The organism is Exiguobacterium flavidum (assembly GCF_003344535.1).
GTDB classification, from domain to species: domain Bacteria; phylum Bacillota; class Bacilli; order Exiguobacteriales; family Exiguobacteriaceae; genus Exiguobacterium_A; species Exiguobacterium_A flavidum.
On record NZ_QPKS01000001.1, the window covers coordinates 110,818 to 134,971 of the forward strand.

At 51.4% G+C, this 24,154-nt stretch carries 26 protein-coding genes; 8 read left to right on the forward strand and 18 right to left on the reverse strand.

Features of this window, described 5'->3' with window-relative positions:
• Nucleotides 1–4: 4 nt before the first annotated feature.
• Complete coding sequence (locus tag DFG60_RS00570) at nucleotides 5–703, reverse strand: cytochrome c biogenesis CcdA family protein (RefSeq protein WP_114569780.1); 699 nt, start codon at nucleotides 701–703, stop codon at nucleotides 5–7.
• Nucleotides 704–911: 208 nt separating this feature from the next.
• Here DFG60_RS00570 and DFG60_RS00575 point away from each other — a divergent pair, with 208 nt between their 5' ends.
• Together DFG60_RS00575 and DFG60_RS00580 are read left to right on the forward strand one after the other, a co-directional pair.
• Nucleotides 912–1,103, forward strand: coding sequence for an aspartyl-phosphate phosphatase Spo0E family protein (locus tag DFG60_RS00575; protein WP_114569781.1), 192 nt, complete (start codon nucleotides 912–914; stop codon nucleotides 1,101–1,103).
• A gap of 237 nt (nucleotides 1,104–1,340) precedes the next feature.
• A complete protein-coding gene (locus DFG60_RS00580; RefSeq protein ID WP_114569782.1) occupies nucleotides 1,341–2,198 on the forward strand; it encodes an SH3 domain-containing protein in 858 nt (285 codons plus the stop codon).
• Nucleotides 2,199–2,258: 60 nt separating this feature from the next.
• Here DFG60_RS00580 and DFG60_RS00585 read toward each other — a convergent pair whose 3' ends face one another.
• From DFG60_RS00585 to DFG60_RS00615, 7 genes are all read right to left on the reverse strand, one after another.
• Nucleotides 2,259–4,040: an ABC transporter ATP-binding protein gene (locus DFG60_RS00585; RefSeq protein WP_114569783.1), complete on the reverse strand. Its 1,782-nt coding sequence runs from the start codon at nucleotides 4,038–4,040 to the stop codon at nucleotides 2,259–2,261.
• The gene (locus DFG60_RS00590) at nucleotides 4,030–5,787 is read right to left on the reverse strand and encodes an ABC transporter transmembrane domain-containing protein (RefSeq protein WP_114569784.1); all 1,758 of its coding nucleotides are present in this window, start codon (nucleotides 5,785–5,787) and stop codon (nucleotides 4,030–4,032) included. The genes DFG60_RS00585 and DFG60_RS00590 overlap by 11 nt, the downstream gene beginning before the upstream one ends.
• Before the next feature lie 114 nt (nucleotides 5,788–5,901).
• Nucleotides 5,902–6,132 carry a YneF family protein gene (locus DFG60_RS00595; RefSeq protein WP_114569785.1) on the reverse strand — a complete coding sequence of 77 codons (231 nt, stop codon included), beginning with the start codon at nucleotides 6,130–6,132 and terminating at the stop codon, nucleotides 5,902–5,904.
• A 131-nt stretch (nucleotides 6,133–6,263) separates the two neighbouring features.
• A complete protein-coding gene (tkt, locus tag DFG60_RS00600; protein WP_114569786.1) occupies nucleotides 6,264–8,255 on the reverse strand; it encodes a transketolase in 1,992 nt (663 codons plus the stop codon).
• A gap of 189 nt (nucleotides 8,256–8,444) precedes the next feature.
• Nucleotides 8,445–8,681: a DUF896 domain-containing protein gene (locus DFG60_RS00605; protein WP_114569787.1), complete on the reverse strand. Its 237-nt coding sequence runs from the start codon at nucleotides 8,679–8,681 to the stop codon at nucleotides 8,445–8,447.
• A gap of 119 nt (nucleotides 8,682–8,800) precedes the next feature.
• Nucleotides 8,801–9,457 (reverse strand): YneB family resolvase-like protein, encoded by a 657-nt coding sequence (locus DFG60_RS00610; RefSeq protein ID WP_114570010.1) that lies wholly within the window; start codon nucleotides 9,455–9,457, stop codon nucleotides 8,801–8,803.
• A 46-nt stretch (nucleotides 9,458–9,503) separates the two neighbouring features.
• Nucleotides 9,504–9,791 carry a hypothetical protein gene (locus DFG60_RS00615; RefSeq protein WP_114569788.1) on the reverse strand — a complete coding sequence of 96 codons (288 nt, stop codon included), beginning with the start codon at nucleotides 9,789–9,791 and terminating at the stop codon, nucleotides 9,504–9,506.
• 201 nt (nucleotides 9,792–9,992) lie between these two features.
• Between DFG60_RS00615 and lexA the strand changes: the two genes are divergently transcribed.
• The 4 genes from lexA to glpK all read left to right on the forward strand — a co-directional run bounded on the left by lexA (nucleotide 9,993) and on the right by glpK (nucleotide 13,584).
• Nucleotides 9,993–10,607, forward strand: a complete 615-nt coding sequence (gene lexA, locus DFG60_RS00620) for a transcriptional repressor LexA (protein ID WP_114569789.1) — start codon at nucleotides 9,993–9,995, stop codon at nucleotides 10,605–10,607.
• A gap of 30 nt (nucleotides 10,608–10,637) precedes the next feature.
• Nucleotides 10,638–11,102 (forward strand): metal-binding protein, encoded by a 465-nt coding sequence (locus DFG60_RS00625; protein WP_114569790.1) that lies wholly within the window; start codon nucleotides 10,638–10,640, stop codon nucleotides 11,100–11,102.
• A gap of 215 nt (nucleotides 11,103–11,317) precedes the next feature.
• Nucleotides 11,318–12,019, forward strand: coding sequence for an MIP/aquaporin family protein (locus DFG60_RS00630; RefSeq protein WP_114569791.1), 702 nt, complete (start codon nucleotides 11,318–11,320; stop codon nucleotides 12,017–12,019).
• Nucleotides 12,020–12,060: 41 nt separating this feature from the next.
• Nucleotides 12,061–13,584, forward strand: coding sequence for a glycerol kinase GlpK (gene glpK / locus DFG60_RS00635; RefSeq protein ID WP_114569792.1), 1,524 nt, complete (start codon nucleotides 12,061–12,063; stop codon nucleotides 13,582–13,584).
• A gap of 27 nt (nucleotides 13,585–13,611) precedes the next feature.
• Here the strand turns inward: glpK and DFG60_RS00640 are convergent, their stop codons facing one another.
• From DFG60_RS00640 to dhaK, 5 genes are all read right to left on the reverse strand, one after another.
• The gene (locus tag DFG60_RS00640) at nucleotides 13,612–14,160 is read right to left on the reverse strand and encodes a 2'-5' RNA ligase family protein (RefSeq protein ID WP_114569793.1); all 549 of its coding nucleotides are present in this window, start codon (nucleotides 14,158–14,160) and stop codon (nucleotides 13,612–13,614) included.
• 99 nt (nucleotides 14,161–14,259) lie between these two features.
• On the reverse strand, nucleotides 14,260–15,258 hold the full coding sequence (locus DFG60_RS00645; protein ID WP_114569794.1) for a PTS transporter subunit IIC: 999 nt from the start codon (nucleotides 15,256–15,258) through the stop codon (nucleotides 14,260–14,262).
• A 264-nt stretch (nucleotides 15,259–15,522) separates the two neighbouring features.
• Nucleotides 15,523–15,891, reverse strand: coding sequence for a dihydroxyacetone kinase phosphoryl donor subunit DhaM (gene dhaM / locus DFG60_RS00650; protein ID WP_114569795.1), 369 nt, complete (start codon nucleotides 15,889–15,891; stop codon nucleotides 15,523–15,525).
• Nucleotides 15,884–16,486, reverse strand: coding sequence for a dihydroxyacetone kinase subunit DhaL (gene dhaL / locus DFG60_RS00655; RefSeq protein WP_114569796.1), 603 nt, complete (start codon nucleotides 16,484–16,486; stop codon nucleotides 15,884–15,886). The genes dhaM and dhaL overlap by 8 nt, the downstream gene beginning before the upstream one ends.
• Before the next feature lie 13 nt (nucleotides 16,487–16,499).
• Nucleotides 16,500–17,474, reverse strand: coding sequence for a dihydroxyacetone kinase subunit DhaK (gene dhaK, locus DFG60_RS00660; RefSeq protein ID WP_114569797.1), 975 nt, complete (start codon nucleotides 17,472–17,474; stop codon nucleotides 16,500–16,502).
• A gap of 157 nt (nucleotides 17,475–17,631) precedes the next feature.
• On the opposite strand from dhaK, the gene DFG60_RS00665 reads away from it, so the two are divergent.
• Both DFG60_RS00665 and DFG60_RS00670 read left to right on the forward strand, forming a co-directional pair.
• Nucleotides 17,632–18,348, forward strand: coding sequence for an AzlC family ABC transporter permease (locus DFG60_RS00665; protein ID WP_114569798.1), 717 nt, complete (start codon nucleotides 17,632–17,634; stop codon nucleotides 18,346–18,348).
• On the forward strand, nucleotides 18,318–18,641 hold the full coding sequence (locus tag DFG60_RS00670; protein WP_114569799.1) for an AzlD domain-containing protein: 324 nt from the start codon (nucleotides 18,318–18,320) through the stop codon (nucleotides 18,639–18,641). Before DFG60_RS00665 ends, DFG60_RS00670 begins: the two co-directional genes overlap by 31 nt.
• A gap of 72 nt (nucleotides 18,642–18,713) precedes the next feature.
• Here the strand turns inward: DFG60_RS00670 and DFG60_RS00675 are convergent, their stop codons facing one another.
• The 5 genes from DFG60_RS00675 to hflX all read right to left on the reverse strand — a co-directional run bounded on the left by DFG60_RS00675 (nucleotide 18,714) and on the right by hflX (nucleotide 24,126).
• A complete protein-coding gene (locus DFG60_RS00675; RefSeq protein WP_114569800.1) occupies nucleotides 18,714–19,493 on the reverse strand; it encodes a CPBP family intramembrane glutamic endopeptidase in 780 nt (259 codons plus the stop codon).
• Nucleotides 19,494–19,686: 193 nt separating this feature from the next.
• Entirely contained in the window at nucleotides 19,687–21,030 is a 1,344-nt protein-coding gene (glnA, locus tag DFG60_RS00680; protein WP_114569801.1) for a type I glutamate--ammonia ligase, read from the reverse strand.
• Between the two features lie 49 nt (nucleotides 21,031–21,079).
• Complete coding sequence (locus DFG60_RS00685) at nucleotides 21,080–21,469, reverse strand: MerR family transcriptional regulator (RefSeq protein WP_114569802.1); 390 nt, start codon at nucleotides 21,467–21,469, stop codon at nucleotides 21,080–21,082.
• A gap of 135 nt (nucleotides 21,470–21,604) precedes the next feature.
• The gene (locus DFG60_RS00690) at nucleotides 21,605–22,882 is read right to left on the reverse strand and encodes a methionine gamma-lyase family protein (RefSeq protein ID WP_114569803.1); all 1,278 of its coding nucleotides are present in this window, start codon (nucleotides 22,880–22,882) and stop codon (nucleotides 21,605–21,607) included.
• A 2-nt stretch (nucleotides 22,883–22,884) separates the two neighbouring features.
• Nucleotides 22,885–24,126 (reverse strand): GTPase HflX, encoded by a 1,242-nt coding sequence (hflX, locus tag DFG60_RS00695; protein ID WP_114569804.1) that lies wholly within the window; start codon nucleotides 24,124–24,126, stop codon nucleotides 22,885–22,887.
• Nucleotides 24,127–24,154 lie beyond the last annotated feature (28 nt).

Below are 24,154 nucleotides of genomic sequence, written 5' to 3' on the forward strand. Positions count from 1 at the left end.
CTCGTTAAAATCCGGTGAATCCTACCAAGTCGCTCATCCACGCCGCGACTTTGCTGAGACCGTCGAAATAGAGCATGATTCCGAACATGACCATCAACGCGCCGCCGACTTTCGTCAACTTCATGCTGTATTTGACGAGGAGGCGCGAACGCCCGACATAAAATGCCATGATCAGGAATGGAATCGAGAATCCGAGTACATACGCCAGCATATAGAACATGCCTAGAGAAGGATTGGTCGCCGCGAGTGCTATCACAGATGCAAGGATCGGTCCGGTACACGGTGTCCATCCGGCCGCAAAACCGATACCGATCAGCACAGTCCCGAAAAAACCGCCCTTTCGTTCACCGAGATCAAGACGCTTCTCCCGCATGAGGAAGGTCGGCTGCCATACGCCGAGCAGGATGATACCGAATACGAAGATGACGAGTGCCCCGGTCATTCTCAAGACATCCTTATACGTGATGAAGAAGTCCGCGAACAGCGAGGTCGAAAGTCCGAGAACGAGAAAGACGATCGAGAACCCGACCAAAAAAGCAACGGTATGCATCAACGAGCGTTTTTCGCGAACCCCTTTTTCCTGCAGGTCCGTTACCGAGACACCCGTAATGTAGGATAAGAAGACCGGATAAAGCGGCAGCGTGCATGGTGAGACGAAGGACAGAAATCCCGCACCGAACGCGAGCCACAAGGTGAGCTCCATCAAAGCAGCCCCTTTCTATTATGAATTAAGTAGAAGTTCCTTCTCTATTTTGCCAAACTACTGACCATTTGTAACGAAGAATCTCTTATCCCCATTATTTTTTTCGTTTACAGTAAAATTACAGTTGGGTGAACTATCCGATTTTCCATTGCATCCCATAATCACTGTTGCTAGAATATGGTTACTATCACATCTGAAGGAGAACGGCATGACGAACCAGCAAGTCTTAACTTTAGAAATCGAATCGAAGCGAACTGAATTGTACAGGGAAGCTGAACGACTGAGCTTCACTTCGCCTACCGTCCTCCGATTGAGCCATGAGCTGGATCAGCTGTTACTGGAGTATGCACTGGCTTATGAATCACGTATATCACGCTATCCCCGAATCTCACCATCATGACGTCATCCGTTCAAACCGAGCGGATGACGTTTTTCTATTTTTTGGATTCATTGTGTCGAACCCATATCATCTGCATCAGTTCTGATACATAACCTCCGTTTCTCGCAACATGTGAAACACTAATGAAACATTGACCTGTTTTGTCACAATAATGCAATTGACTTGTAAACGCACGCCCCCCATTCGCCGTGTAGAGTAGGAACAGTAAACACAGCAAATGTCAGGAGGACATCAATAATGAAAAAAGCAGTTTTCGCTGCAGGTATCGCAGCAACAGCTCTATCAGTAGGATTTGCCCAAGAGACACAAGCTGCCTCAGAGACGGTAACGGTTAATACAGCAGTACTTAACGTACGGACAGCACCAACGACGGCATCGGCTGACGTCGGTAACCTATACAAAGGTCAGAAGGTATCTGTCGAAAAACGTCATGGCGCATGGATTGAAACGAACTTGAACGGCAAGAAGCGTTTCGTCCACGGTGCATATACTTCTTCGGCATCTTCTATTAAAACAGTATCAGTTACGACAGAGGTACTGAACATCCGTACGGCTCCGACAACGAAGTCGAAAGATGTCGGCAACCTTTACAAAGGCGATAAAGTACGCGTAGAAGGTAAAGTAGGCGCATGGATCAAGACGACGATCAACGGTGATGTCCGTTACGTTCACGGCGCTTACACTTCGTTGAACAACGGTGACAAGAAAGCCGCTCCGAAAGCTGCCGCAGCCAAGCCTGCAGCAGTGAAATCAGGAGTCTCTAAAGCGTCGACTTCAAGCCAAGCAGGCACTAAAGTCACGATGAACGTCAGCGCCTATACGAATGACCCGAGCGAGAATGGTTCATATGGCGGTCGCGTCCTTACAGCGAGCGGTTATGACGTCACGAACAAGACGACGTACAATGGTCTTCGCATCATCGCTGCACCACCGCAGTACCCAATCGGAACACGCATGTTCATCCCGGGAATCGGTGAAGCGATCGTACTCGACCGTGGAGGCGCGATCCAAGGAAACAAACTCGATCTTCTCGTCGAGACACGCTCTGAAGCACTCAACTGGGGCCGCCAAAATGTGACGGTCACTGTCTACTAATAAAAAAGAGCACACGAAAAACCTGCTGGGGCGGCGATCGCCCCAGCAGGCTTTTTTTGTTCATCTTTCGATTTTCGTGACTGCAGATTCGAAATGTCCGGACTGCAGCTCATACATTTTTTTGTAAAGTCCGCCTTTTTGGATCAGCTCGAGATGGTTTCCTCTCTCGACGACTTCCCCTTTGTGCAAGACAAGAATGAGGTCCGCGTCCTGGATCGTCGACAGACGGTGGGCAATCGCTATCGTCGTCCTCCCTGCCCGCATGCGCCGAAGCGCTTCCTGAACCTTCTCTTCCGTCTCCGTGTCGATCGAGCTCGTCGCTTCGTCCAGAATCAGGATTTTCGGATTGCGGGCCATCGTCCGTGCGAACGACACGAGCTGGCGCTCACCAGCTGAGAATGTCGCCCCGCGCTCAGCGACCGGACTGTCATATCCTTCCGCAAGCTGCTCGATGAAAGGTGCAGCCTGAACGAATTCAGCGGCTTGCTCGACTGTCTCGAACGGAATCGATTCATCGAACAGTCTGATGTTGTCGGTGACGCTCCCCGTGAAGAGGAAGGAGTCCTGTAAAACAAGTCCGACATGCTGTCGCAGCTTCTCCTCCGGAATCTTCTCCAGCGGCTCCCCATCGATCAGTATGCGCCCGCTTTGATAGTCATAAAAGCGCATCAAGATGTTGATGATCGATGACTTCCCGCTTCCTGTCTGACCGACGAGGGCAACCGTCTGTCCTTTTTTCGCCTCGAAGCTGATTCCTTTCAGGATTTCAGTCTTGCCGTCGTAGCTGAATCGGACATCCTCGAAGGTGATCGTCCCTTCCTCGATGTCGGCTTCTCCCGGCATCGACTTCGTCGGCTCAGGTTCGTCCGTATCGAGCACCTTGAAGACCCGGTCCGCCGAGACGACAGCTTGCTGAAACTCCGACAGGCGCTGCATGATCTGCTGGACCGGCTGGAAAATCCGTTCGAGGTAGCTGATGAATGCATACACGACACCGACTTGAACAGATTCAGAGAAAGAGAGCAGCCCGAAGTACGTCAGCAGTGTAACGATCGAGATGGCAAGGAGCAGCTCGATGACGGGACGCAGGAGCCAGATGTCGAGCTTAAGGTTTTTGTAGCGTCCATTCTGATGAGCCTCGTTCGTCTCTTCGAACTGGGCGATCAGACGTTTTTCTTGGCGGAACTGCTGAATGATCGCCATCCCGTTGATCGATTCATTCAACTGTGCGTTCAGCTTCGATAGCAGGTCCCGCACCTCCGCATAGTAGCGCGTCGAGTATCGGCGGTATACCCAGATGATCATCCAGAACACCGGCAGCAGCAGAAGCGCGATCGTCGCGAGCCTCGGCTCGAGCAGGTAAAGGAAGACGTATGTCCCGAGCAACTGCACCCCGCTCTGGACGAACGTCGATAGCACTCCGACATAGAGCTCCTTGACCGCTTCCGTATCATTCGTGATCCGTGAGACGAGTACACCGGCTGGCGTCCGGTCGAAGTAGCCGAGACGCAGATGCATCACATGGCGAAATACATCGATCCGCAACCGTTGGATGATTTGAAGCGCGATTTTTTGAAACTCATACGCCTGGAAGTAATCCACGATGATGCCTGTAATGTGAAGAATCAGATAGGCCGCGAATAACAGCAGTACCTGATTAATCGGATAGTCGTTCTTCGTGACGAACTCATCAATGAAGATCTTGACGAGATACGGCCCTCCAAGTTTTGCTGCGGTCGTGACCAGAAGCAGCATGAACGCGAACATCACTTGGCGTTTGAACGGTTTGACGAAACTGATCAGACGCTTTAGCACCGCTTTTTCATTCACATCATGATTCATTCGTTCCACCCCCTTGTTCGACGAGTGTCTCGAGCTGTTGCCGGTCATACGTCTCTTTATACCAGCCACCCCGTTCGAGCAGCTGATGATGTGTCCCGCGCTCGCTTATTCTCCCATCCTCGAGCACGATGATTTCATCCGCATGGGAGACGGCTGACAACCTGTGAGCCACGATGACCTGCGCTTGATTGTTAGAGGCCGTCCGGAAGTGCTCGATGATGCGCTCTTCCGTCTTCGCGTCGACCGCTGACAAGGCGTCATCAAGTATTAGGACAGGACAATCCGCGAGCAGTGCCCGGGCAATCGAAATCCTCTGTTTTTGCCCGCCAGACAACGTCACGCCGCGCTCCCCGACGACAGTCGCATACCCTTCCGGAAATCCGAGAATATCATCATGGACAGCTGCGGTCTTCGCCGCCTCCATGATTTCTTCCATCGTCGCTTCAGGGCAGGCGAATGCTATGTTGTCAGCGATTGATTCTGAAAACAGGAAGTGGTCCTGCGGCACGACCGCAACCTGCTCACGGACCGCTCGTCTTTTCAATTGTTTCAAGTTTCGTCCTCCGAGAGTGATCCTTCCCTTCGTGACGTCGTATTCACGGGAGAGCAATCGGACGAGCGTCGACTTTCCTGCGCCTGTCCGGCCGACGATTCCGAGCGAGCGTCCCGGCAAAATCTGGAGCGCGATGTCTGACAGTACCGGCTTCTCCTCATAACTGAATCGTTCGATCGCGATGTCGATTTCAGACGAGGCGACTGTGTCACCTGCGTGCAGAGCATCCTGAATTTCCGGTTCGATGGCGAGCATGTGCTCAATCCGGTCGTATGATGCCCGTCCCCGTTCTACGATGTTGAAGAGCCATCCGAACGCGAGCATAGGCCACGTCAACAATCCGAGGTAGGCCGTGAATGACACGATGTCCCCGATACTGATTTCCCCCTGGCGAAGCAGGTAGGCACCGTATCCGACTGCAATGATGTAGGATAGGCCGACGACCCCGAATATCGTTGGGTCGAACAAGGCATCTATCTTCGCGACACGCTTGTTCTTTTGAACGACATCACTCGACAAGTCCGTGAACGTCTCGACATCCGCCTCGACTTGCCCCGTCGCTTTCAGAACACGGATACCGCTGACGCTCTCTGCGACCTTGTCGTTCAAATCCGAAAACGCAGACTGAGCATCATGAAACCTTGTATGTAGCATCTTACCGTAACGCGATGTCAGGTAGACCATGATCGGCATCGGCAGCAGCGAGAAGAATGTCAACTTCCAGCTGATCGTCGTAACCATCGTGATGATGACGAAACTCCCCATCGTCACGGAGTCGACAAGCGTAAGGATTCCGGCCCCCGCCGTCATCGAGACCGCTTGCACATCATTCGTCGCATGTGCCATCAGATCGCCGCTTCGATTCTTTTTATAAAACGATTGGTCGAGTTCGGTAAAATGCGCATAGAGCTGACTCCGCAGCAAGCGACCGAGCCGAATCGAAGCTCCGAATATGTAGAATCTCCAAAAATAACGGATGACATAGTTCGCTATACCGACTGCGAGCAATGCACCGGCCAACTGCAACAACAATTCCTTCGTCAGCGTACCTTCGTTGATGCCGTTGACGGTCGCACCGATTAATTTCGGCGGGATGAGTTCAAGTGCAGCAACGAATATCAAAAATATGATTCCGAGACTATACGCCTTCCATTCCAGTTTGAAAAACCAGCTTAATTTTCTAAAGACTGCCATTCGCAATCCCCCATTCTCAAAATTATTCAAATTATCTCACATTTGAAAGTATCTCACTTAATGTCATAAAAAGAAAACAAAAAGGAGACCAATTGGTCTCCTTTTTGGAAAAAGTTAGTTTTTCGGGTTTTTCATCGAGCCACTCATCGAACGCATCACTTGGTTGACTTTCTTCTGTGACGGCTTTTGGCCCATTTGCATCATTAAAGTCTTGATCATGTCTTCGTTGATCGGTGGGTTTTGCTCCAAGTAGTTCATCATGTACCGACGCGCGATATAGAACCCAAGTGCAACACCAGCCACCAAGCAAAGTACAGCAATCAAAATCCAGATCCATGTGGTCAAGGTGCTTCCTCCTCTAACTTAAAACGTCGCTTTTTACTATACTATAATTTTAAGTTTTTGCATAGGTCAACCTTCGTCAATCGAAGGCTACCTAAGAAAAAGGCCGGATCATGAAGATCCAGCCCACTTCATTACATGTTTTTCAACGTCTCGAGGACGTTTTCGACGGACATGCCGTATTCCTTAAGAAGAAGGTCTCCAGGAGCCGATGCACCGAAGCGATCGATTCCGATGACTTGTCCTTCTGTCCCGACATATTTATACCAGCCGAGTGTCGCCCCAGCTTCGATCGCAAGACGTTTCGTGATGCGTTTCGGAAGAACCGATTCCTTATATTCTTTCGATTGCATCTCGAACACTTCCCATGATGGAAGGGATACGACCGCGACTTTCTCACCTTGTTCAGCAAGTTGCCTTTGCGCCTCGACGAGAAGGTGTACTTCTGAACCTGTACCGAGCAAGAGCGTGTCGCTCGTCTCGATATCCCCTGCGATGACGTATCCGCCTTTCGCAGCGCCTTCAGCAGAAGTGCCTTCAAGCTCAGGCAACCCTTGGCGCGTAAGAACGAGCAGCGTCGGTTTGTCCTTCGCTTGGACAGCTGTCTTCCAAGCTGCGATCGTCTCTTTGCCGTCAGCCGGACGGTAGATGTTGACATTCGGCATCGCGCGGAAGCTCATCAAATGCTCGACAGGCTCATGAGTCGGACCATCCTCACCGACTGCGATCGAGTCATGCGTCAAGACGAAGATAGACGGGAGACCCATCAACGCAGCGAGACGGACTGCCGGACGAAGGTAATCGGAGAAGACGAAGAACGTCGCACCGTAAGGAATGACTCCACCGTGCAATGCCATACCGTTGACAGCGGCAGCCATCGCGAATTCACGCACGCCGAACCAGATATTGCGGCCGCTCGGATCGATATCGAAGTCCGCCTCACCCTTCAAGAGCGTGTTGTTCGAACCCGCGAGGTCGGCAGATCCTCCGAACAGTGTCGGAACCTTCTTCGCAAGCGCGTTCAGCACTTCACCGCTCGTCTGGCGTGTCGCTTTCTTCGAAGTCAGATCGTATGTCGGCAGTTCACTTTCCCAGTCGCTTGGCAACTCATTGGCAATCGCACGTACGAGCTCTTGGTGAAGTTCAGGATGAGCAGATGCATACTTCTCCATCATCTCGTTCCATTTCGCCTCAGTATCGGCTCCGCGTTTCTCGATACGCTCCTCGAACAATTCCTTGACTTGATCCGGTACGTAGAATTCTTCGTGATCCCAAACGTAGCTTGCTTTCGTCAACTTGATTTCAGCCTCACCAAGCGGTGCTCCGTGAGAAGCAGATTTACCTGACTTGTTCGGTGAACCGAATCCGATGACCGTCTTCACCTCGATCAAAGTCGGTTTAGATGCTTCCGCTTTCGCTGCCGCAATCGCCTTCGAAATCGAATCGATATCCGTTCCGTCCTCGACCCGGATGACTTGCCAGTTATAAGCCTCGAAACGGGCTTGGACGTTTTCTGAGAACGATTTGTCGAGATCGCCGTCAAGTGAGATATCGTTCGAGTCATAAAGGACGACGAGCTTATTCAGACCGAGGTGACCTGCAAGCGAAGCCGCTTCAGCAGACACGCCTTCCATCAAATCGCCGTCGCCGCAAATCCCGTAAGTGAAATGATCGACGACATTCAAGTCATCTCTGTTGTACTTGGCTGCAAGGTGACGTTCGGCCATCGCCATACCGACCGCCATCGCAATTCCTTGTCCGAGTGGACCTGTCGTCGCGTCGACACCTGCTGTGTGACGATATTCCGGATGCCCTGGAGTCTTTGATCCCGCTTGACGGAATGCCTTCAAGTCATCCATTGAAAGATCATATCCTGATAGATGGAGGAGTGAGTAGAGCAACATCGAACCGTGGCCTGCCGACAAAACGAAGCGGTCTCGGTTGAACCATTCCGGATTTTTCGGGTTATGATTCATATGCTCCGTCCAAAGGGAAAACGCCATTGGAGCGGCACCCATCGGCATACCTGGGTGACCAGAGTTCGCTTTTTGGATGGCATCGATCGATAGGGTACGAATCGTGTTGATCGCTAGAAGTTCTACAGTTGTATTCGTCAAAACATTCATCCTCTCTTCATTCACAAATTCGTCCCTATTTTAGCATATCCCTTATTGTGATACAACTTTTCTAAATAGTATGTCACAATCAAACAAATACGCTCTCCAATGCTCAATTTGAACTGATACAGGACGTCAGATTAAGTGGCGAACCGCACAAAAAAGCACCGCTTCATCGAAATGAGCGATGCGAATGAGTCATTGCTTGCGGCGTTCGGCATCTTGAGCGTCTTTCAACTTCTGAGGGGTGACATCCGTTCCTTCCTCATCGACGATCTTCATGCCCATCAACTGGTTCTTGAACGAACCGCGGAACGCAGTCAGATATTCTTGGCGAAGTTCCTTTTGTTCTTGTATTTCTGCCTCGTCGAGACCTTCAGCCTTCGATTTGTTCGCAAGAGCATTGATACGGTCAAGCTTATCTGGTGTTAACATGGTATTCCCTTCTTTCTTACAGAGCCTAGACTAGTCTGACCCGTTGAATCGTACCCCTACTTTAATGGAAGGAGGCACAAAAAAGCAAGCTGAGCGCTTTTGCGCGCTTAGCTTGCAGATCAAGCTTGATTTTTACCTTGCACGTCTCGATATTCCAGGTAGCGTCGATTCACAGTAGCTTTTGAGATATCATGTCCCATCCCGCGAAGCGTGACGGAGATTTCAGCAAACGTCATTCCACGTTCGCGCAAGCGGACGATCTCTTCTACCGGGACCTCTATCCTGCTGCGTCCAGCATTTTCGCCTTGCCGATTGAGGTTACGTTCCGGGCGGAAACCATTTTCTACAGCCCTCCGCATTCCTCTGGCAATTTTTGCATTGTGCAACTTTCGTTGGTATTCCTCTACGAGAGCGACGATCTCAAGGACCATCGCTTCAGCATCAGCAAGCCGGTACTCTCCATCCTCCTCAAGCGTCATGAGCGACACTCCGTGTTTTCTCAACGTATGCAGAATGGCGATTTTCGCGTTACCCCTGCCGATCCTCGTGTCGTCAGTGACGAGCACTGCCTCGATACGTTCGTTCGTAGCTAGATCGAGAACCTGTAACATTCCTTCACGGTCGATATCGTATCCGCTGGCACGTTCAGATATCACTTCTGTTATTTCAATCCCCTTATCCCCAGCGAGCCGGGTCAATTCTTGACGCTGACGTTCAAGCGAACTGTCTTGCGCCTCCTTTTCAGTCGAAACCCTACAATAAATAGCGACCTTCACACACATCACACCTTTTCAATGTTCACGATTCCTCGTTCCCATTTTGTCACTGTTGCGCGATCGGGACAACGATTTTGTCTGTTTCCACTACATGACTTGGATCCAGTCCGTTTTCTTCGATGATCCAGTCAACATACTCCTCGTTCGTCATCGTGCCGTCATTATAGATTTCCGCAATTTGTTCGATCGTCGTCGACTCGTCGACTGTGACGGACGTCGTGATCACACTTTCCTCGCTCGCCTCTCCTTGAGGCATCATGAAGAAGATGAATGCTGCCAGACATAATGTATAGAAGATAATAGGAAAAGCTTGGTTACGGATCTGTTTGACCATGTGTAAACCCCTCCAAGTAATAGAATGGACGTTCCCGGAACAACTGTTCGTTATAATCAATAATAAACACAGAACTTCTGTTCGGTCAACACAAAAATGTCGAACAATTGTTTGTACGCTCATTTGTTCTATGTTATAGTGATTGTAGAAACAACTCGTTCAATTTTAAAGAATCCATTACAGAAAGAGGTGGCGATTCGAATGCGGAAAATGTCAAAACGTCAACAAGAAATTCTCGATTTCATCGTGTCTGAAGTGAAGGCGAAAGGTTATCCGCCGTCGGTCCGAGAAATCGGTGAAGCGGTCGGTCTTGCGTCGAGCTCTACTGTACATGGTCATCTCGACCGCCTTGAGAAACGCGGACTTATTCGCCGTGACCCTACAAAACCACGTGCGATTGAAATATTGCTCGATAAGCCGGAGGAAATCGACGAGCCTATCGTCCACGTCCCGGTGATAGGTAAAGTCACTGCCGGCCTGCCAATTACAGCAATCGAAAATGTGGAAGAACACTTTCCTCTCCCTGCACATTATGTCGGGAATGAAACAGTGTTCATGCTGACGATCGATGGTGAATCGATGATCAACGCGGGTATTCTTGACGGTGACCGCGTCATCGTTCGCCAACAGAACATCGCGGAAAACGGCGAAATCGTCGTCGCGATGACTGAAGACAGCGAAGCTACAGTAAAACGTTTCTTCTTAGAAAATCAACATGTGCGCCTACAGCCAGAAAACGACTCGATGGAACCGATGTATTTCGATAATGTCTCGATTCTAGGCAAGGTCATTGGCGTATATCGTACGATCCACTGATGGAGGGACCAGTTCAACTGGTCTTTTTCTATGCCTTCTGGAAATGTTCATGACACCGTCAACACAATCGTATTATCAGGATATGTCGCTTATGCGGTAGCGAGTGACCAACCGGAATGGTTTCCTGCCGCTGTCGGAATCGCAGTCGGAACACTCTGGCTCTCTCCGGATCTTGACTTGAAGTCTGAGCCTTACTATCGTTGGGGTCCATTTCGCGTCCTGTGGATACCATATGTAAAAGCGATGCCGCACCGGTCGATCTGGTCACATGGATTGCTGATCGGGGATGTCATTCGACTGCTCTATTTCTTCGCGCTACTCTTTCCATTCATCTTTTTCGGGATGTATGCCGAAGTGATTCATGCAGCCGATTTGGATCGTTATATCGAACAACTGCCACAGTTCATGACTGGCGTCGTCGTCGCGAGCACTATACACATCCTGCTCGATCACTTGAGCAGCATCAAGCGAACGAAACGCAGACGCGCCAGATGATACGACCTTTTAGAAAGCCTCCTTCACTCGGAGGCTTTTTTTCTTGGGGCGAGATGACAAGAGAAAGATTGATTTATCCATTTATCGCAAAATTAAACATAATTATTGAAAATTTTATATTTTTTATTTGGTGGATTTTTCTTGAAAACGTTATCAGTAGAAGGTAATTTAAAGTAGAAAGGCAATTATTCACTTTATAAAAGGAGGGTTTTTGCATGAGCAATTTTGTAAGTGAGCTCGTAGGTACGATGATCTTGATTTTGCTCGGTGACGGAGTCGTTGCGGGTGTCGTCTTGAGGAAGACGAAATCGGAGAACAGCGGCTGGATCGTAATCACGTTTGCGTGGGGTCTTGCCGTCATGACCGCAGTTTATGTCGCAGCCGCCAGTGGCGCACATCTTAATCCAGCCGTCACACTCTCACTAGCCTTGAACGATTCACTTGATTGGGCTCAAGTACCGGTGTACATCGGGGCACAACTGCTCGGAGCTTTCATTGGAGCCATTCTCGTCTATCTGCATTACATGAAACACTTCGCAGCTACTGAGGACCAAGCAGCAAAACTCGGTGTCTTCGCGACTGGTCCTGCAATCCGCCATACTCCTTCCAATCTGATTTCTGAGATCATCGGGACATTCGTCCTCGTCTTCGGAATCCTTTCACTCGGTGCCACGCAGTTCGCCGACGGATTGAATCCTCTCATCGTCGGTTTGCTCGTCGTCGTTATCGGTCTCTCTCTTGGCGGAACGACGGGATATGCCATCAACCCCGCTCGGGACCTTGGCCCACGTATCGCTCATGCAATCCTGCCGATTCCAGGAAAAGGCTCGTCCGACTGGGGATATTCTTGGATTCCGGTCGTCGGTCCTTTCATCGGAGGAGCAATCGCCGTCTTCTTCCACCAGTTGATCAACTGATTTCATCTTTTCTCACACACCACAACTAAGGGGGATCCACTATGGAAAAGAAATACATTCTAGCACTCGACCAAGGTACCACAAGCTCGCGCGCGATCGTGTTCGATCATGACGGGAAGATCGTCAACTCTGCCCAGCGGGAGTTCAAGCAATACTTCCCTAATCCAGGCTGGGTCGAGCATGATGCAAATGAGATCTGGGGTTCCATCCTTGCAGTAATGGCAGAGGTGTTAGGAACTGCAGACATCCGTCCCGAGGAGATCGCCGGTATCGGCATCACGAACCAGCGGGAGACAGCAGTCGTCTGGAACAAGGAGACTGGAAAACCAGTCTATCATGCGATTGTATGGCAATCTAGACAAACTGCTGATATTTGTGACGACCTGAAGGAGCGCGGTCTCAATCAAAAGTTCCGTGATAAGACAGGACTTTTGATCGACGCCTATTTCTCTGGCACTAAAGTCAAATGGATTCTCGATAACGTCGAAGGTGCTCGTGAGCAAGCTGAGAAAGGCGAGTTGCTTTTCGGTACGATCGATACTTGGCTCGTCTGGAAACTGTCAGGCGGCCATGCCCACATCACCGATTATACGAATGCCTCCCGTACACTTATGTACAATATCTATGAGCAGAAGTGGGATGATGAGCTCCTCGAGTTGCTGAGCGTCCCAAAATCAATGTTGCCGGAAGTTCGCCAATCAAGTGAGGTGTACGCACACACTGTTCCTTATCATTTCTTCGGCTTCGAGGTCCCACTCGCCGGTATCGCCGGCGACCAACAGGCTGCGCTGTTCGGACAGACTTGCTTTGAACCCGGTGAAGGAAAAAACACCTATGGCACTGGTTGCTTCATGCTCATGAATACAGGCGAGAAGGCCGTCGCTTCTGAACACGGACTTCTTACGACGATTGCCTGGGGCGTGGATGGAAAGGTCGAATACGCTCTGGAAGGTTCAATCTTCGTTGCCGGTTCTGCTATCCAGTGGCTGCGGGATGGCCTCCGGATGTTGAAAAATGCTAAAGATTCCGAAGGATATGCTTTGAAAGTCGATTCAACAGACGGCGTCTATGTCGTCCCTGCATTCGTCGGTCTCGGTGCCCCATACTGGGATTCCGATGTCCGCGGCGCAATCTTCGGCCTGACTCGCGGAACGGACAAGGAACATTTCGTCCGTGCAACACTCGAATCCCTTGCCTATCAGACACGGGACGTTCTAACGGCCATGGAACAGGATTCAGGAATCGAACTGAAGACGCTACGGGTTGACGGCGGTGCAGTGATGAACAACTTCCTGATGCAATTCCAGGCTGATATCTTAGGAGTTCCAGTCGACCGACCGGAAATCAACGAGACGACCGCTCTCGGCGCTGCATATTTAGCCGGTCTTGCTGTAGGTTTCTGGAAAGATAAATCAGAAATCAAAGCACAGTGGAAGCTCGATAAACAATTCAAGCCTGAGATGAAAGAAGAGGATCGTGAAGGACGATATGCCGGTTGGCAAAAAGCCGTCGAAGCGACGATGGCTTTTAAACCTCAAAAAAAATCGTCTGAAGTCAACGCGTGACTTCAGACGTCCCCTTGATGTAATGCATCATGGGGTTTTTCTTTTGTGGATGATTGGATATTGTTCGATTTCTTTAACGCTCAAGCCGCCGTCCGTCTCGATGACACGTATGAGCACGACTTCGACCGGCCTCACCTCGAACGGATCGATATCAAGGCAGAGACGAAATACCTCTGCCATCGACTCCCCTAGTCGACTTGCAACCGTCACATGTGGAACCCAGTGTTCCGGTGCATAGTGCGAATGAGGATTGCTGTTCCGCCCCAGCAAAAGATGCAGTTTCGAATGCCAGTCAAGCAATCTTTTACTCGGCACCGGTCCGATGAATAATGTTTGAGTCCCGCTAAAAGTTCCGACCGTCTTGCATGTTAGTTTGGATGGGAAAGGCGGCATATGCCTCATGACATGGTGAAGGGAAAAACCTTCTATATTCGTCATGTTGGCGAGCGTCAAATGCGGTCTTCTCCCCTCCACTTCGGAACCATATCTCGAAAGACCAAGCCTTTCCAAGTGATTCCACAATTCTTGGAAGCGGTAGTCTGTCTCTTCATCAAATTGTACAACCAATCCGTACATCGCACATCCTCCTCTATCTCTCCTGTCCTTAGACTTCTCCTCCAGTCGCCAGATGCCCTGCAAAAAAAAGCAGTCCTTCGAGTAAAGGACCGCGCGGAATTAATATTCGATTTTCATGTCATTCGGCTTGATTCTATTCCACTTCACGAGAATGCGGTAGACGATATAACTAAGTACCGCTGGTGCAAGAAATAGGAAGATGATGATCAGCACACCGATATTCCAGTCAAACCCCATCGTTTTCAACATCATCAGTGGCCCAACGAAACCGCTCGTCCCCATTCCGGCACCTTGAGCATTGTTCTGCAAGTCGAAGATGGTGATCGCGATTGGAGCGAGGACGACTGCACTGACTGTAGGGGGAATGATGATCCATGGGTTGCGTACGACGTTCCCAAATTGAAGTTTCGATGTTCCGATTCCTTGGGCGAACGCTCCACCAATTCCATTATCACGGTAACTCGTGACTGCGAATCCGATCATCTGTGCAGCACAGCCGACTGTCGCAGCCCCTGCTGCCAGACCACTCAACCCCAGCATGATTGACAGTGCCGCGCTTGAAATTGGTCCGGTCAGGGCAAATCCAAGAACGACGGCAACCAGAATTCCCATCAGGATTGGTTGCTGGGAAGTTCCCCATTCGATTGCATCCCCGAGCTTTTCCATAAAAATGCCGATATACTTCCCGACGAATCGCGCACTGAAATATCCGACAATCACGGTCGTGAACGGAGTGAGGATGATATCGAGTTTCGTCGATTTCGATACGAGCTTTCCAAATTCGATGGCAATCAACGCGGCGACATAACTTCCTGCCGGGCCTCCGAATTGATATCCGAATCCCCCGACGACGATGGAAGCGAACAAAATGAGCGGTGGCGCCTCGAGCGCAAATCCTACCGCGACTGCGATTGCCGGCCCGGTCAGACTGATTGCCATCTTACCGATTTCGATAAGTGTATCAATTTTCAATTGTTCACCGAGCGTGCTCATCATGACACCAATCACTAATGTACTGAAAAGTCCTAAAGCCATGTAACTGAGTGCGGTTATGAAGTAGAGTGACGGACTTAATGAAATACCTTTTTTCTTGAACACATGCTTCTCCCCTTACTGTCTTTACACCTGTATATGTATATGTAATCACAATATGTACAGTATAGCTTCTTTCATCAAATTTGCAAACCGGAATTCCGATTCGGAAGATGCCTTTTTTCATCACCACAAATCAAATGAAGTTTACCGATGCTAAAACCAAGTAATATAATAGGAGTTAATATTTGATATAAGTAATGGAAAGGACCGTATCCGAAAAAATTGGATACGGTCCTTTGATCGTTGACCATCACAGAGTCTGTCTGATCACTTCTTGAATTCAGCTTCAAGCGCTGTGATGATTTCATCGAGCGATTTCCCTTGACCGCTAAGAACAGCCGCGAGAAACCCTCCTTCGACGAGCGGAACATCGACGAACCGGATATCGCGGTCTCCCGCATACAGCTCGAGTGCGAGCTCCGCATTCATCGTCGCAGAGCCGATGTCCGTCAGAATCAAGGCATCATCTGAAATGTTCCCGAATGCCTGCTCGATACGTCCGACATCCGTTCCGATTTTCCCGTCAGCGAGCCCTGCTGCAAGCAAAATCGGTGTCTCAGCCGCCATTTCTCTAAGCAAGTCCTTCAATCCCTCGGCAAGCTTTCCGCTATGGGATACAAGAATCAAATTAATCATGCAGTGCCTCCTTCAGCTCATTCAGCAAGAGCGAGCTCGAAAGTGCTCCTGGATCCTGCACCCCTTTCGTCGCTTCGCCGAAATAGGATGCGCGGCCCTTCGTTGCCATGATCGTCTTCGAATGAGCGAGTCCTTCATCGATGGCATGTGACAGGTCGCCTTCTGACTTGAGGGCGTTGATGAATGGTGTCCAGACATCGATCATCGTCTTTTCGCCCGCATCGGCTTTCCCGCGCGTCTTGATGCCTTCAAGCGCTTCCTCGAAACCACTGACGAGTGCATCCCCTTCCGCCTCGCCGACCCCCTTCCACGTATTCGCGAACTTGACGAAAATCGTTCCGTAGAGCGGTCCTGATGCCCCGCCTACCGTTTTGATCAACGTCATGCCGACGAGTTTCGAAAGTTCTCCGAGGTCCGCGAAGTCCTGTTTCGCTTCAAGTTCCTTCTTTACTGCCTGGAAGCCGCGCGACATATTGATACCGTGATCCCCGTCGCCTATTTCCCGGTCGAGGTCAGTCAGCTCATCTTTATGTTCTTCCATCTTATCGGCCGCGTTCAAAAGTGCGGTCCGCAAATCATTCGTCGTCAGCTTCATCTAAATCACCTCATCATGAATGGAATCCAATCGCCTTCGTCGGTGCGTCGAGCAGACCGAGAATTTCGTCGTCGACAGGCAGAAGCGTCAACGAGAACCCGTGCATCTCGAGTGACGTCATATAGTTTCCGACATACGGCCGGACGATATCGTATCCTTTCGCAATCAATTGTTCATGCACATATTTGTACGTTAAATACAGTTCGGATATCGGCGTACCGCCCATCCCATTCAACATCAATGCAATTTTTTTGTCCGTCACTTCGTTCGTCAGACGATCCACGAGTTCACGGACGATGTCTTCGACCGGTGCGATTGCTTTTCGCTCGACGCCTTTCTCTCCATGGATCCCGATTCCGATCTCCATCTCATCCGGATGAAGCTCAAAGCCCGGTTTGCCGCTTTCAGGCATGTAGCATGGTGATAAGGCCATTCCCATCGAACGGACGCGGCTGATCACCTTCTCCGCCACCGCCTTCACTTCAGATAGCGAGCGGCCCTCCTGAGCAGCGGCTCCTGCGACCTTATGGACGAATACGGTTCCCGCAACTCCGCGACGGTCGCTTTCCTTTTTGATCGCAATGTCATCGTTGACGACGACCGTATCGACCTCGATACCTTCCATTTCAGCAAGTTCTTTTGCCATGTCGAAGTTCATCACGTCACCGGCGTAGTTCTTGACGACGAGCAGGACGCCTTTCCCTCCGTCCGCCGCCTTGATTCCTTCTAGCACCATGTCAGGCGTCGGCGATGTGAAAACTTCCCCGCATACGGCCGCCGACAACATCCCTTCGCCGATGAATCCTGCATGTGCCGGTTCATGTCCGCTTCCGCCGCCGGAGACAAGCCCGACCTTCCCTGATACCCCGTCCTTACGCTTGACGACGTTCACTCCCTCGACCTTCTCATAAAAATCCGGATGGGCAAGTACGAGCCCCTCTACCATGTCTGATACGAATCGGTTGGCGTCCTGCATCAATTTGTCCATTATTCGCGCTCCTCCACACATAGATTTTGGCAATACCTTGCATTTTGTTTATACCACCAACGCTCTCCTAATATGTCTATAAGGAACGGAAAAGAATGGCGATTTTCATCCGGCATGATATAGTTTGAGAACATATTGAAAAAAGGAGGCTTCGACTTTGACAGATTCATTCCGTTCCGGAGTCAAGGCATGCATCCCGACGATCTTCGGATATGTCGGAATCGGAATCTCAGCCGGCGTCATCGGGCGGGCATCCGGTCTCTCCCCTGCCGAGGTCGCCTTGATGTCGATTCTGATCTATGCCGGTGCAGCACAATTCATCATCACGAGTCTTTTGCTGACCGGGACACCCGCTTCCGCCATCATCCTGACGACGTTCGTCGTCAACTCGCGGCACCTGCTGATGAGCATGGCTACTGCCCCCCATGTCGAACGGGCGACTCTGTTACATAAAATCGGCATCGGCTCCCTTCTGACGGACGAATCATTCGCCGTCGCGATGACACGTGCTTCCGGCGGCGACAAGATTCCAGCGAACTGGTTCCATGGCTTGAACATAACGGCCTATCTGACATGGATCGCTTCGACGGTCCTCGGCGCCGTCCTTGGGGGACAGCTCGCGAATCCGGACAGGTTCGGTCTCGACTTCGCTCTGAGCGCGATGTTCATCGGTCTTCTCTATCTGCAGATCGAGAGCGAGCGGGCGAAGCGTCTTCTTCTTAACGGTGCTTTGATCGTGCTCGTCGGAGGCATGTTCGTCCTCTTATCGAAATTTACGTCGCCTGAGATGGCCGTGCTATGCGCGACGCTGCTCGGGTCGACGGCTGGGGTGGTGATTTCCCGATGGATATCCGTCAAGACGTCCTCATCCTGATCCTGCTCGCAGGGCTCGTGACCTGGATTCCGCGCGTCCTCCCCTTCATCGTGCTGCACCGTCTGAAGGTCCCGCAAGTAGTGGCGGAGTTCCTGTCGTTCGTACCAGTCTGCCTGCTTGGAGCACTCTCCATCCAGAGCTTGTTCGTCCACGAAGCAGGACAGTTTTCTCTTTCCAGTGAACACATCCTCGCGGCTGTCCCTACCATCCTGACCGCCATCTTCTCGAGGAGTCTCGTCTCGACCGTGATCGTCGGTGTTCTTTCAATGGCGCTCGTTCGCTATTTTTCTTAAGAAAAGGCTCCTCGCCCTGTCGATCATCGACGGGACAAGGGGCCTTTTTTTGTCGCGTGACTCATTGAAAGCTTAAGCATTCCATGTGGAAAGAGAGCCTGATTTCAAATGAGACAAGTCGTGCCGCTTCAACAAAATCAGCTGGAGGACGACAGAAACGGCGACGAATGATTGAACGATCAGCAGCGGAATAGTCAACTCGATATCGATTATGTCACCCCCTAAGCTGACGAAATCCCAAAAACCGTGCAGGATGATCAACGGCCATAAATTGTTCAGCTTGAGTGCGAGAAGTCCGAAGAAGAGTCCGAAGACGAACGTATTGCCGAGTTGATAAAGCATACTCGACAGAGGAATAAAGGCGAACAGATTCAACAGATGGAATGCAGAAAAGAAGGTTGCGCTAACGAACAGCGCCTTGAACGGGTGCGACTCTGGATGAAACGCCCGAATCAACACGCCGCGAAAAATCGTCTCTTCATTAAACCCGACGAGCATCGCGGTCACTAAGGCAATCCCGAGCAATTGAGTGGTTGAAGCAGACAGTTCGACAGAGGAAACGATGAATTCCCTGGCGATGAGCCCGACGGATAACAGAACGACCAGAAGAACCGGCACATACCAGACGAGTCCGCGAGACTTCAATTTCGAAAAGCCTACACTCTCAAACTTACTTTGCCTTCTGACCCATACAACGATCAAGAGCGTCATGAGCACTTCACCGAAAATAGCGACTCGCAGAATGTCCGGATTGCTGTACTCGAATTTGAAACCGAAACCGGCCGTCGCCATCGTGATACCCATGATCAAAAAAATGACTGCTGTCAGCATGAAAGATTGTCTTCGTGTCATTTTTCATTCCTCCCTTGCCTTATCGCACCGAACTCACTCGCTTCATACAGAGATATACCACGTGCTAGAGAAGCTTATTCCGATAGATATTCAGTCAAAAGAATCATGACGTTGCAAATCATCGCCAAAAAGCGGCCTTCCCCGGCTGCTGCCGGACGAAGACCGCCTATAGACAATTCGATTTACTGTTGACTTAGAAGAGAACCATGTACTGGTCGCGTTCCCATTCCGTGACTTGCGTACGGAACATATCCCACTCGATTTCCTTCAATTCGACGAAGTGCTCTGCGATGTGGTCGCCGAGGGCGTTCATGACGACTTCATCCGCCTTGAGGACTTCAAGCGCATGGCTCAGTGTCGACGGAAGATCGTCGATTCCGTTCGCGACGCGCTCCGGCTTGTCCATCACGTAGATGTTGCGGTCGATTGGAGCAGGCGCCTTCATGTTGTTCTTGATTCCGTCGAGACCTGACGCGAGGAGCGTCGCAAGCGCGAGATACGGGTTCGCTGCCGGGTCGACCGAGCGAACTTCGATCCGTGTCGAGAGACCGCGTGCTGCTGGTACGCGTACGAGCGGCGAACGGTTGCGTGCCGACCATGCCACGTAGCAAGGTGCTTCGTAACCTGGGACGAGGCGCTTGTATGAGTTGACTGTCGGGTTACAGACGGCCGTGAAAGCACGTGCGTGCTTCAAGATGCCCGCCGTGAAGGCACGCGCATCATCAGACAATTGCATCTCACCGTTCTCTTCGAAGAAGACGTTCTTGTCCCCTTTGAAGAGTGACATGTTCGCATGCATACCTGAACCGTTGACACCGAAGAGCGGCTTCGGCATGAATGTCGCGTGCAGGTTATGCTTCGCAGCGATCGTCTTGACGACGAGCTTGAACGTCTGGATGTTGTCAGCCGTCGTGATCGCGTCCGCATATTTGAAGTCGATTTCATGCTGACCAGGAGCTACCTCGTGGTGGGAAGCTTCGATCTCGAAGCCCATGTTCTCGAGCTCGATGACGATCTCCTTACGGCAGTTCTCGCCGAGATCGACCGGCGCGAGGTCGAAGTAACCACCTTGGTCGTTGAGTTCAAGCGTCGGACGGCCATTCGCGTCCTTTTTGAAGAGGAAGAATTCCGGTTCTGGACCGACGTTGAAAGCCGTGAAGCCGAGTTCTTCCATCTCACCGAGTACACGTTTCAGCTGACCGCGCGGATCTCCTGAGAACGGTGTACCGTCTGGATTGTAGATGTCACAGATGAGGCGAGCAACTTTCCCCGTTCCGTCTTCTGTCCACGGGAAAACGACCCATGTATTGAGGTCCGGGAAGAGATACATATCCGATTCCTCGATCCGGACGAATCCTTCGATCGAAGAACCGTCGAACATCATCTTGTTGTCGAGTGCCTTTTCGAGCTGACTCACCGGAATCTCGACGTTCTTGATCGTCCCCAGGATGTCAGTGAACTGAAGCCGGATGAAGCGGACGTCTTCCGCTTTAGCGATCTTCATAATGTCTTCTCGTGTGATGTTGCGTCGTGTCATGTGTAAAATCCCCTCTCCAAATTCTGTGTGTTGTGTATGGTAACAGGCCTTACTTGAAGAAACGACCGAGCTCACCTTGGATGAGCGACGTCTTTCCAGGTCGACCCGCTTCCTTCAATTGATTTTTCAGAAGCTTGTAGAGCTCCCCGTCCGTCATGTCTTTCTTGTCGATCTCCGGTACGACTGCCTCCCGAACGACTGTCTCGTCGAGAAGATGTCTGATTCCTGCGATGTTGAGCCCTTTATCGAGGTATTCCTTGGTCGTCAGCAGACGATCGACATCATTGAACGAGTAGAGTCTCCGCTTCGTCTCTGTTCGTTCCGGCTTGATCAAGCCTTGGTCTTCATAGTAACGGATTTGCCGCGCAGAAAGTTCTGTCAACTCCTGGACGACCCCGATCGGAAAGAGCGGCTTGGACTGTCGAGATAAGTCTGCCATGATGTTCCCCTTTCATCTTACTTCATGAGAATAACCCTCTGTCACACAAGATGTCAAGACATGTAAGAAAAGTTAACATCAACTTTACTCAAGTCAGACTTCTTGTCATCAGAGGGTCATTTTGTCATGCGATTGTCATGCAAGTTCCCGTTTGATCAGTCCCTTTTCAAAGAGAGTGTCGAGGGCCGTGATGATGGCGATCTTGACATGGCTGTAAGTCAATCCGCCTTGTACATAAGCCGTATATGGCGCCCGGATAGGACCGTCCGCAGAGAGCTCGATCGACGACCCTTGGACGAACGTCCCAGCCGCCATGATCACGTCGTCGGCATATCCCGGCATGTAGTCTGGAATCGGCAACGCATGCGCGTTGACCGGAGACGCTGCCTGGATCGCCTGGCAGAAGGCGATCATCTTCTCGGGGTCGAAGAACGAGACGCTCTGGATGAGATCGGTCCGCTCTGCCTCAAAGTGCGGAGATGTCGCAAAACCGAACTGCTCGAGCATGCTCGACGTGAACATCGCACCCATCAAGGCTTGACTGACCGTATGCGGTGCCATGTAGAACCCTTGATACATCTCGTGGAGCGAATAGAGTGAAGGACCAGCTTCAGCACCGATTCCTGGAGTCGTCATCCGGAATGAGGCACGTTCGATCAGATCCTTGCGACCGACGAGGTAGCCTCCCGTCTTCGCGAGTCCCCCACCCGGGTTCTTGATCAGTGAGCCTGCCATCAAGTCTGCTCCGACGTGGGTCGGTTCGATCGTCTCGACGAATTCACCGTAACAGTTGTCGACGAAGACGATGACGTCTGGACGAACCGCTTTGATGCGCGCGATCGCCTCTCCGATTTCCCTGACCGGGATGCTTCGCCGGTCCGCATAACCTTTCGAACGTTGGATACCGACGACTTTCGTCCTGTCATTCATACGCTCGAGCACAGCGTCGATGTCGATCGTCTTTTCGTTCTTCAATTCCACTTTGTCGTACGTGATCCCGAGCTCAGCGAGCGATCCGCGTCCGTCTCCGCGGATGCCGACGATCTCTTCGAGCGTATCGTAAGGCTTGCCTGTGATATAGAGCAGCTCGTCTCCGGGCAGGAGCGTGCCGAACAACGCGATCCCGATCGCGTGGGTCCCGCTGATGATCTGGGCGCGGCAAAGCCCTGCCTCCGCGCCGAACACGTCTGCGTAAATCCGTTCGAGCGTATCACGGCCTTCATCGTTGTAACCGTAACCGGTCGACGGCATGAAGTGGAAGTCGCTCACCTTGTGCTTCCTAAACGAGTTCAATACCCGGAACTGATTGATTTCAGCCGTCTCCCGCACTCGTCTGAATCCCTGTTCGATTCTCGCCTCGGCCGTCTCGATGAACGGCTTAAGCGTTTCGTAATGGTTCAATTGTTCAAACATCCTTACACCTCGTACTGTTTTAATGTCGCAAAGAGGCGCGTGTCGTTCCGCAAATATCCGCGCAACGTCACTGAGCCGTCCTCTTCATAGTTCTCCTTCAGGTTGATCATCGCTTCCTTTGCCGGATTGTAGTGGACGAACGCCTCTACCGGAATCCGGATCTCAAGGTATTCGAGGATCGTCGAGATCTCTTTTTCGATTTCTGCCGTCAGGCGTTCGATGTCTGCCGGATCGAGTGCCGAGATCAAAAGTTTCCCGCCAGTGAAATGCTCTGTCAGCCGGTCCTTCTTGTTGAAGACCTCGAGCTGCGGAATATCGCCTGCTCCGAGGTCGTCGAGGACTTTGTTCGTCGTCGCCATCTGTTCCCGGTAGTGGTCGCTCGATGCATCGACGACATGAAGAATCAGATCGGCTTCAAGCACCTCTTCAAGCGTCGAGCGGAAGGCTGCGATCAGCTGCGTCGGCAAGTCCTGGATGAATCCGACCGTGTCCGTCAGCAGCACTTGACCGCCTGACGGCAAGTCGAGCTGGCGCGTCAGCGGATCGAGCGTCGCGAACAGTTCATTCTTCTCATAGGTGTCGGCATTCGTCAGTCGATTGAAAATCGTCGACTTACCGGCATTCGTGTACCCGACGAGCGCGATTTGGAAGGCCTGGTTCTCCTTGCGCCGTTCACGGTAGCGGGCGCGGTGGGCGACCGACGTCTCGAGCTGCTTCTTGATCTCGTCGACGCGGCGCCGGATATGACGGCGATCAGTCTCAAGCTTCGATTCACCAGGACCCCTCGTCCCGATTCCGCCGCCGAGGCGCGACAGCTGCGTGCCTTGGCCGCTCAGGCGCGGCAGGAGATAGCTCATCTGTGCCAGTTCGACTTGAAGCTTCCCTTCACGCGACTGGGCTCGACCGGCAAAGATGTCAAGGATCAGCTGGGTCCGGTCGATCAACTTGATATCTTCCGGGTCACCGAGCGCGATCCGGATGTTCTTCAATTGTCCCGGTGTCATCTCCGCGTTGAAGATGATCAAATCCGGCGTAAGCTCTTCCGCGAGCGCGACGAGCTCCTCGACCTTTCCTTTACCGATATACGTCCGGCGGTCGACCGCCTGCCGTTTTTGGTCCAATCGGCCGATCACCTCTCCGTGCGCCGTCTCGACAAGCGCCTCTAATTCTGAAACGGATTCCTCATAGATATGTTCCGGGACGTTCGGAAGCTGACATCCGACGACGATTACGCGTTCTGCCATCTCATCATTCCTTTCTGAATTGCGTTCT

Excerpts from the sequence above, each read along its gene's own strand:
- DFG60_RS00685 (WP_114569802.1), bottom strand. The coding sequence starts at position 21,469 with ATGGCAGACTTATCTCGACAGTCCAAGCCGCTCTTTCCGATCGGGGTC.
- DFG60_RS00675 (WP_114569800.1), bottom strand. The coding sequence starts at position 19,493 with ATGACACGAAGACAATCTTTCATGCTGACAGCAGTCATTTTTTTGATC.
- DFG60_RS00590 (WP_114569784.1), bottom strand. The coding sequence starts at position 5,787 with ATGGCAGTCTTTAGAAAATTAAGCTGGTTTTTCAAACTGGAATGGAAG.
- tkt (WP_114569786.1), bottom strand. The coding sequence starts at position 8,255 with ATGAATGTTTTGACGAATACAACTGTAGAACTTCTAGCGATCAACACG.
- DFG60_RS00575 (WP_114569781.1), top strand. The coding sequence starts at position 912 with ATGACGAACCAGCAAGTCTTAACTTTAGAAATCGAATCGAAGCGAACT.
- glnA (WP_114569801.1), bottom strand. The coding sequence starts at position 21,030 with ATGACACGACGCAACATCACACGAGAAGACATTATGAAGATCGCTAAA.
- DFG60_RS00585 (WP_114569783.1), bottom strand. The coding sequence starts at position 4,040 with ATGAATCATGATGTGAATGAAAAAGCGGTGCTAAAGCGTCTGATCAGT.
- DFG60_RS00690 (WP_114569803.1), bottom strand. The coding sequence starts at position 22,882 with ATGTTTGAACAATTGAACCATTACGAAACGCTTAAGCCGTTCATCGAG.
- lexA (WP_114569789.1), top strand. The coding sequence starts at position 9,993 with ATGCGGAAAATGTCAAAACGTCAACAAGAAATTCTCGATTTCATCGTG.
- DFG60_RS00630 (WP_114569791.1), top strand. The coding sequence starts at position 11,318 with ATGAGCAATTTTGTAAGTGAGCTCGTAGGTACGATGATCTTGATTTTG.
- dhaL (WP_114569796.1), bottom strand. The coding sequence starts at position 16,486 with ATGAAGCTGACGACGAATGATTTGCGGACCGCACTTTTGAACGCGGCC.
- dhaM (WP_114569795.1), bottom strand. The coding sequence starts at position 15,891 with ATGATTAATTTGATTCTTGTATCCCATAGCGGAAAGCTTGCCGAGGGA.
- DFG60_RS00640 (WP_114569793.1), bottom strand. The coding sequence starts at position 14,160 with ATGTACGGATTGGTTGTACAATTTGATGAAGAGACAGACTACCGCTTC.
- DFG60_RS00670 (WP_114569799.1), top strand. The coding sequence starts at position 18,318 with ATGGATATCCGTCAAGACGTCCTCATCCTGATCCTGCTCGCAGGGCTC.
- hflX (WP_114569804.1), bottom strand. The coding sequence starts at position 24,126 with ATGGCAGAACGCGTAATCGTCGTCGGATGTCAGCTTCCGAACGTCCCG.
- DFG60_RS00625 (WP_114569790.1), top strand. The coding sequence starts at position 10,638 with ATGCCTTCTGGAAATGTTCATGACACCGTCAACACAATCGTATTATCA.
- DFG60_RS00605 (WP_114569787.1), bottom strand. The coding sequence starts at position 8,681 with ATGTTAACACCAGATAAGCTTGACCGTATCAATGCTCTTGCGAACAAA.
- DFG60_RS00570 (WP_114569780.1), bottom strand. The coding sequence starts at position 703 with ATGGAGCTCACCTTGTGGCTCGCGTTCGGTGCGGGATTTCTGTCCTTC.
- glpK (WP_114569792.1), top strand. The coding sequence starts at position 12,061 with ATGGAAAAGAAATACATTCTAGCACTCGACCAAGGTACCACAAGCTCG.
- dhaK (WP_114569797.1), bottom strand. The coding sequence starts at position 17,474 with ATGGACAAATTGATGCAGGACGCCAACCGATTCGTATCAGACATGGTA.
- DFG60_RS00615 (WP_114569788.1), bottom strand. The coding sequence starts at position 9,791 with ATGGTCAAACAGATCCGTAACCAAGCTTTTCCTATTATCTTCTATACA.
- DFG60_RS00580 (WP_114569782.1), top strand. The coding sequence starts at position 1,341 with ATGAAAAAAGCAGTTTTCGCTGCAGGTATCGCAGCAACAGCTCTATCA.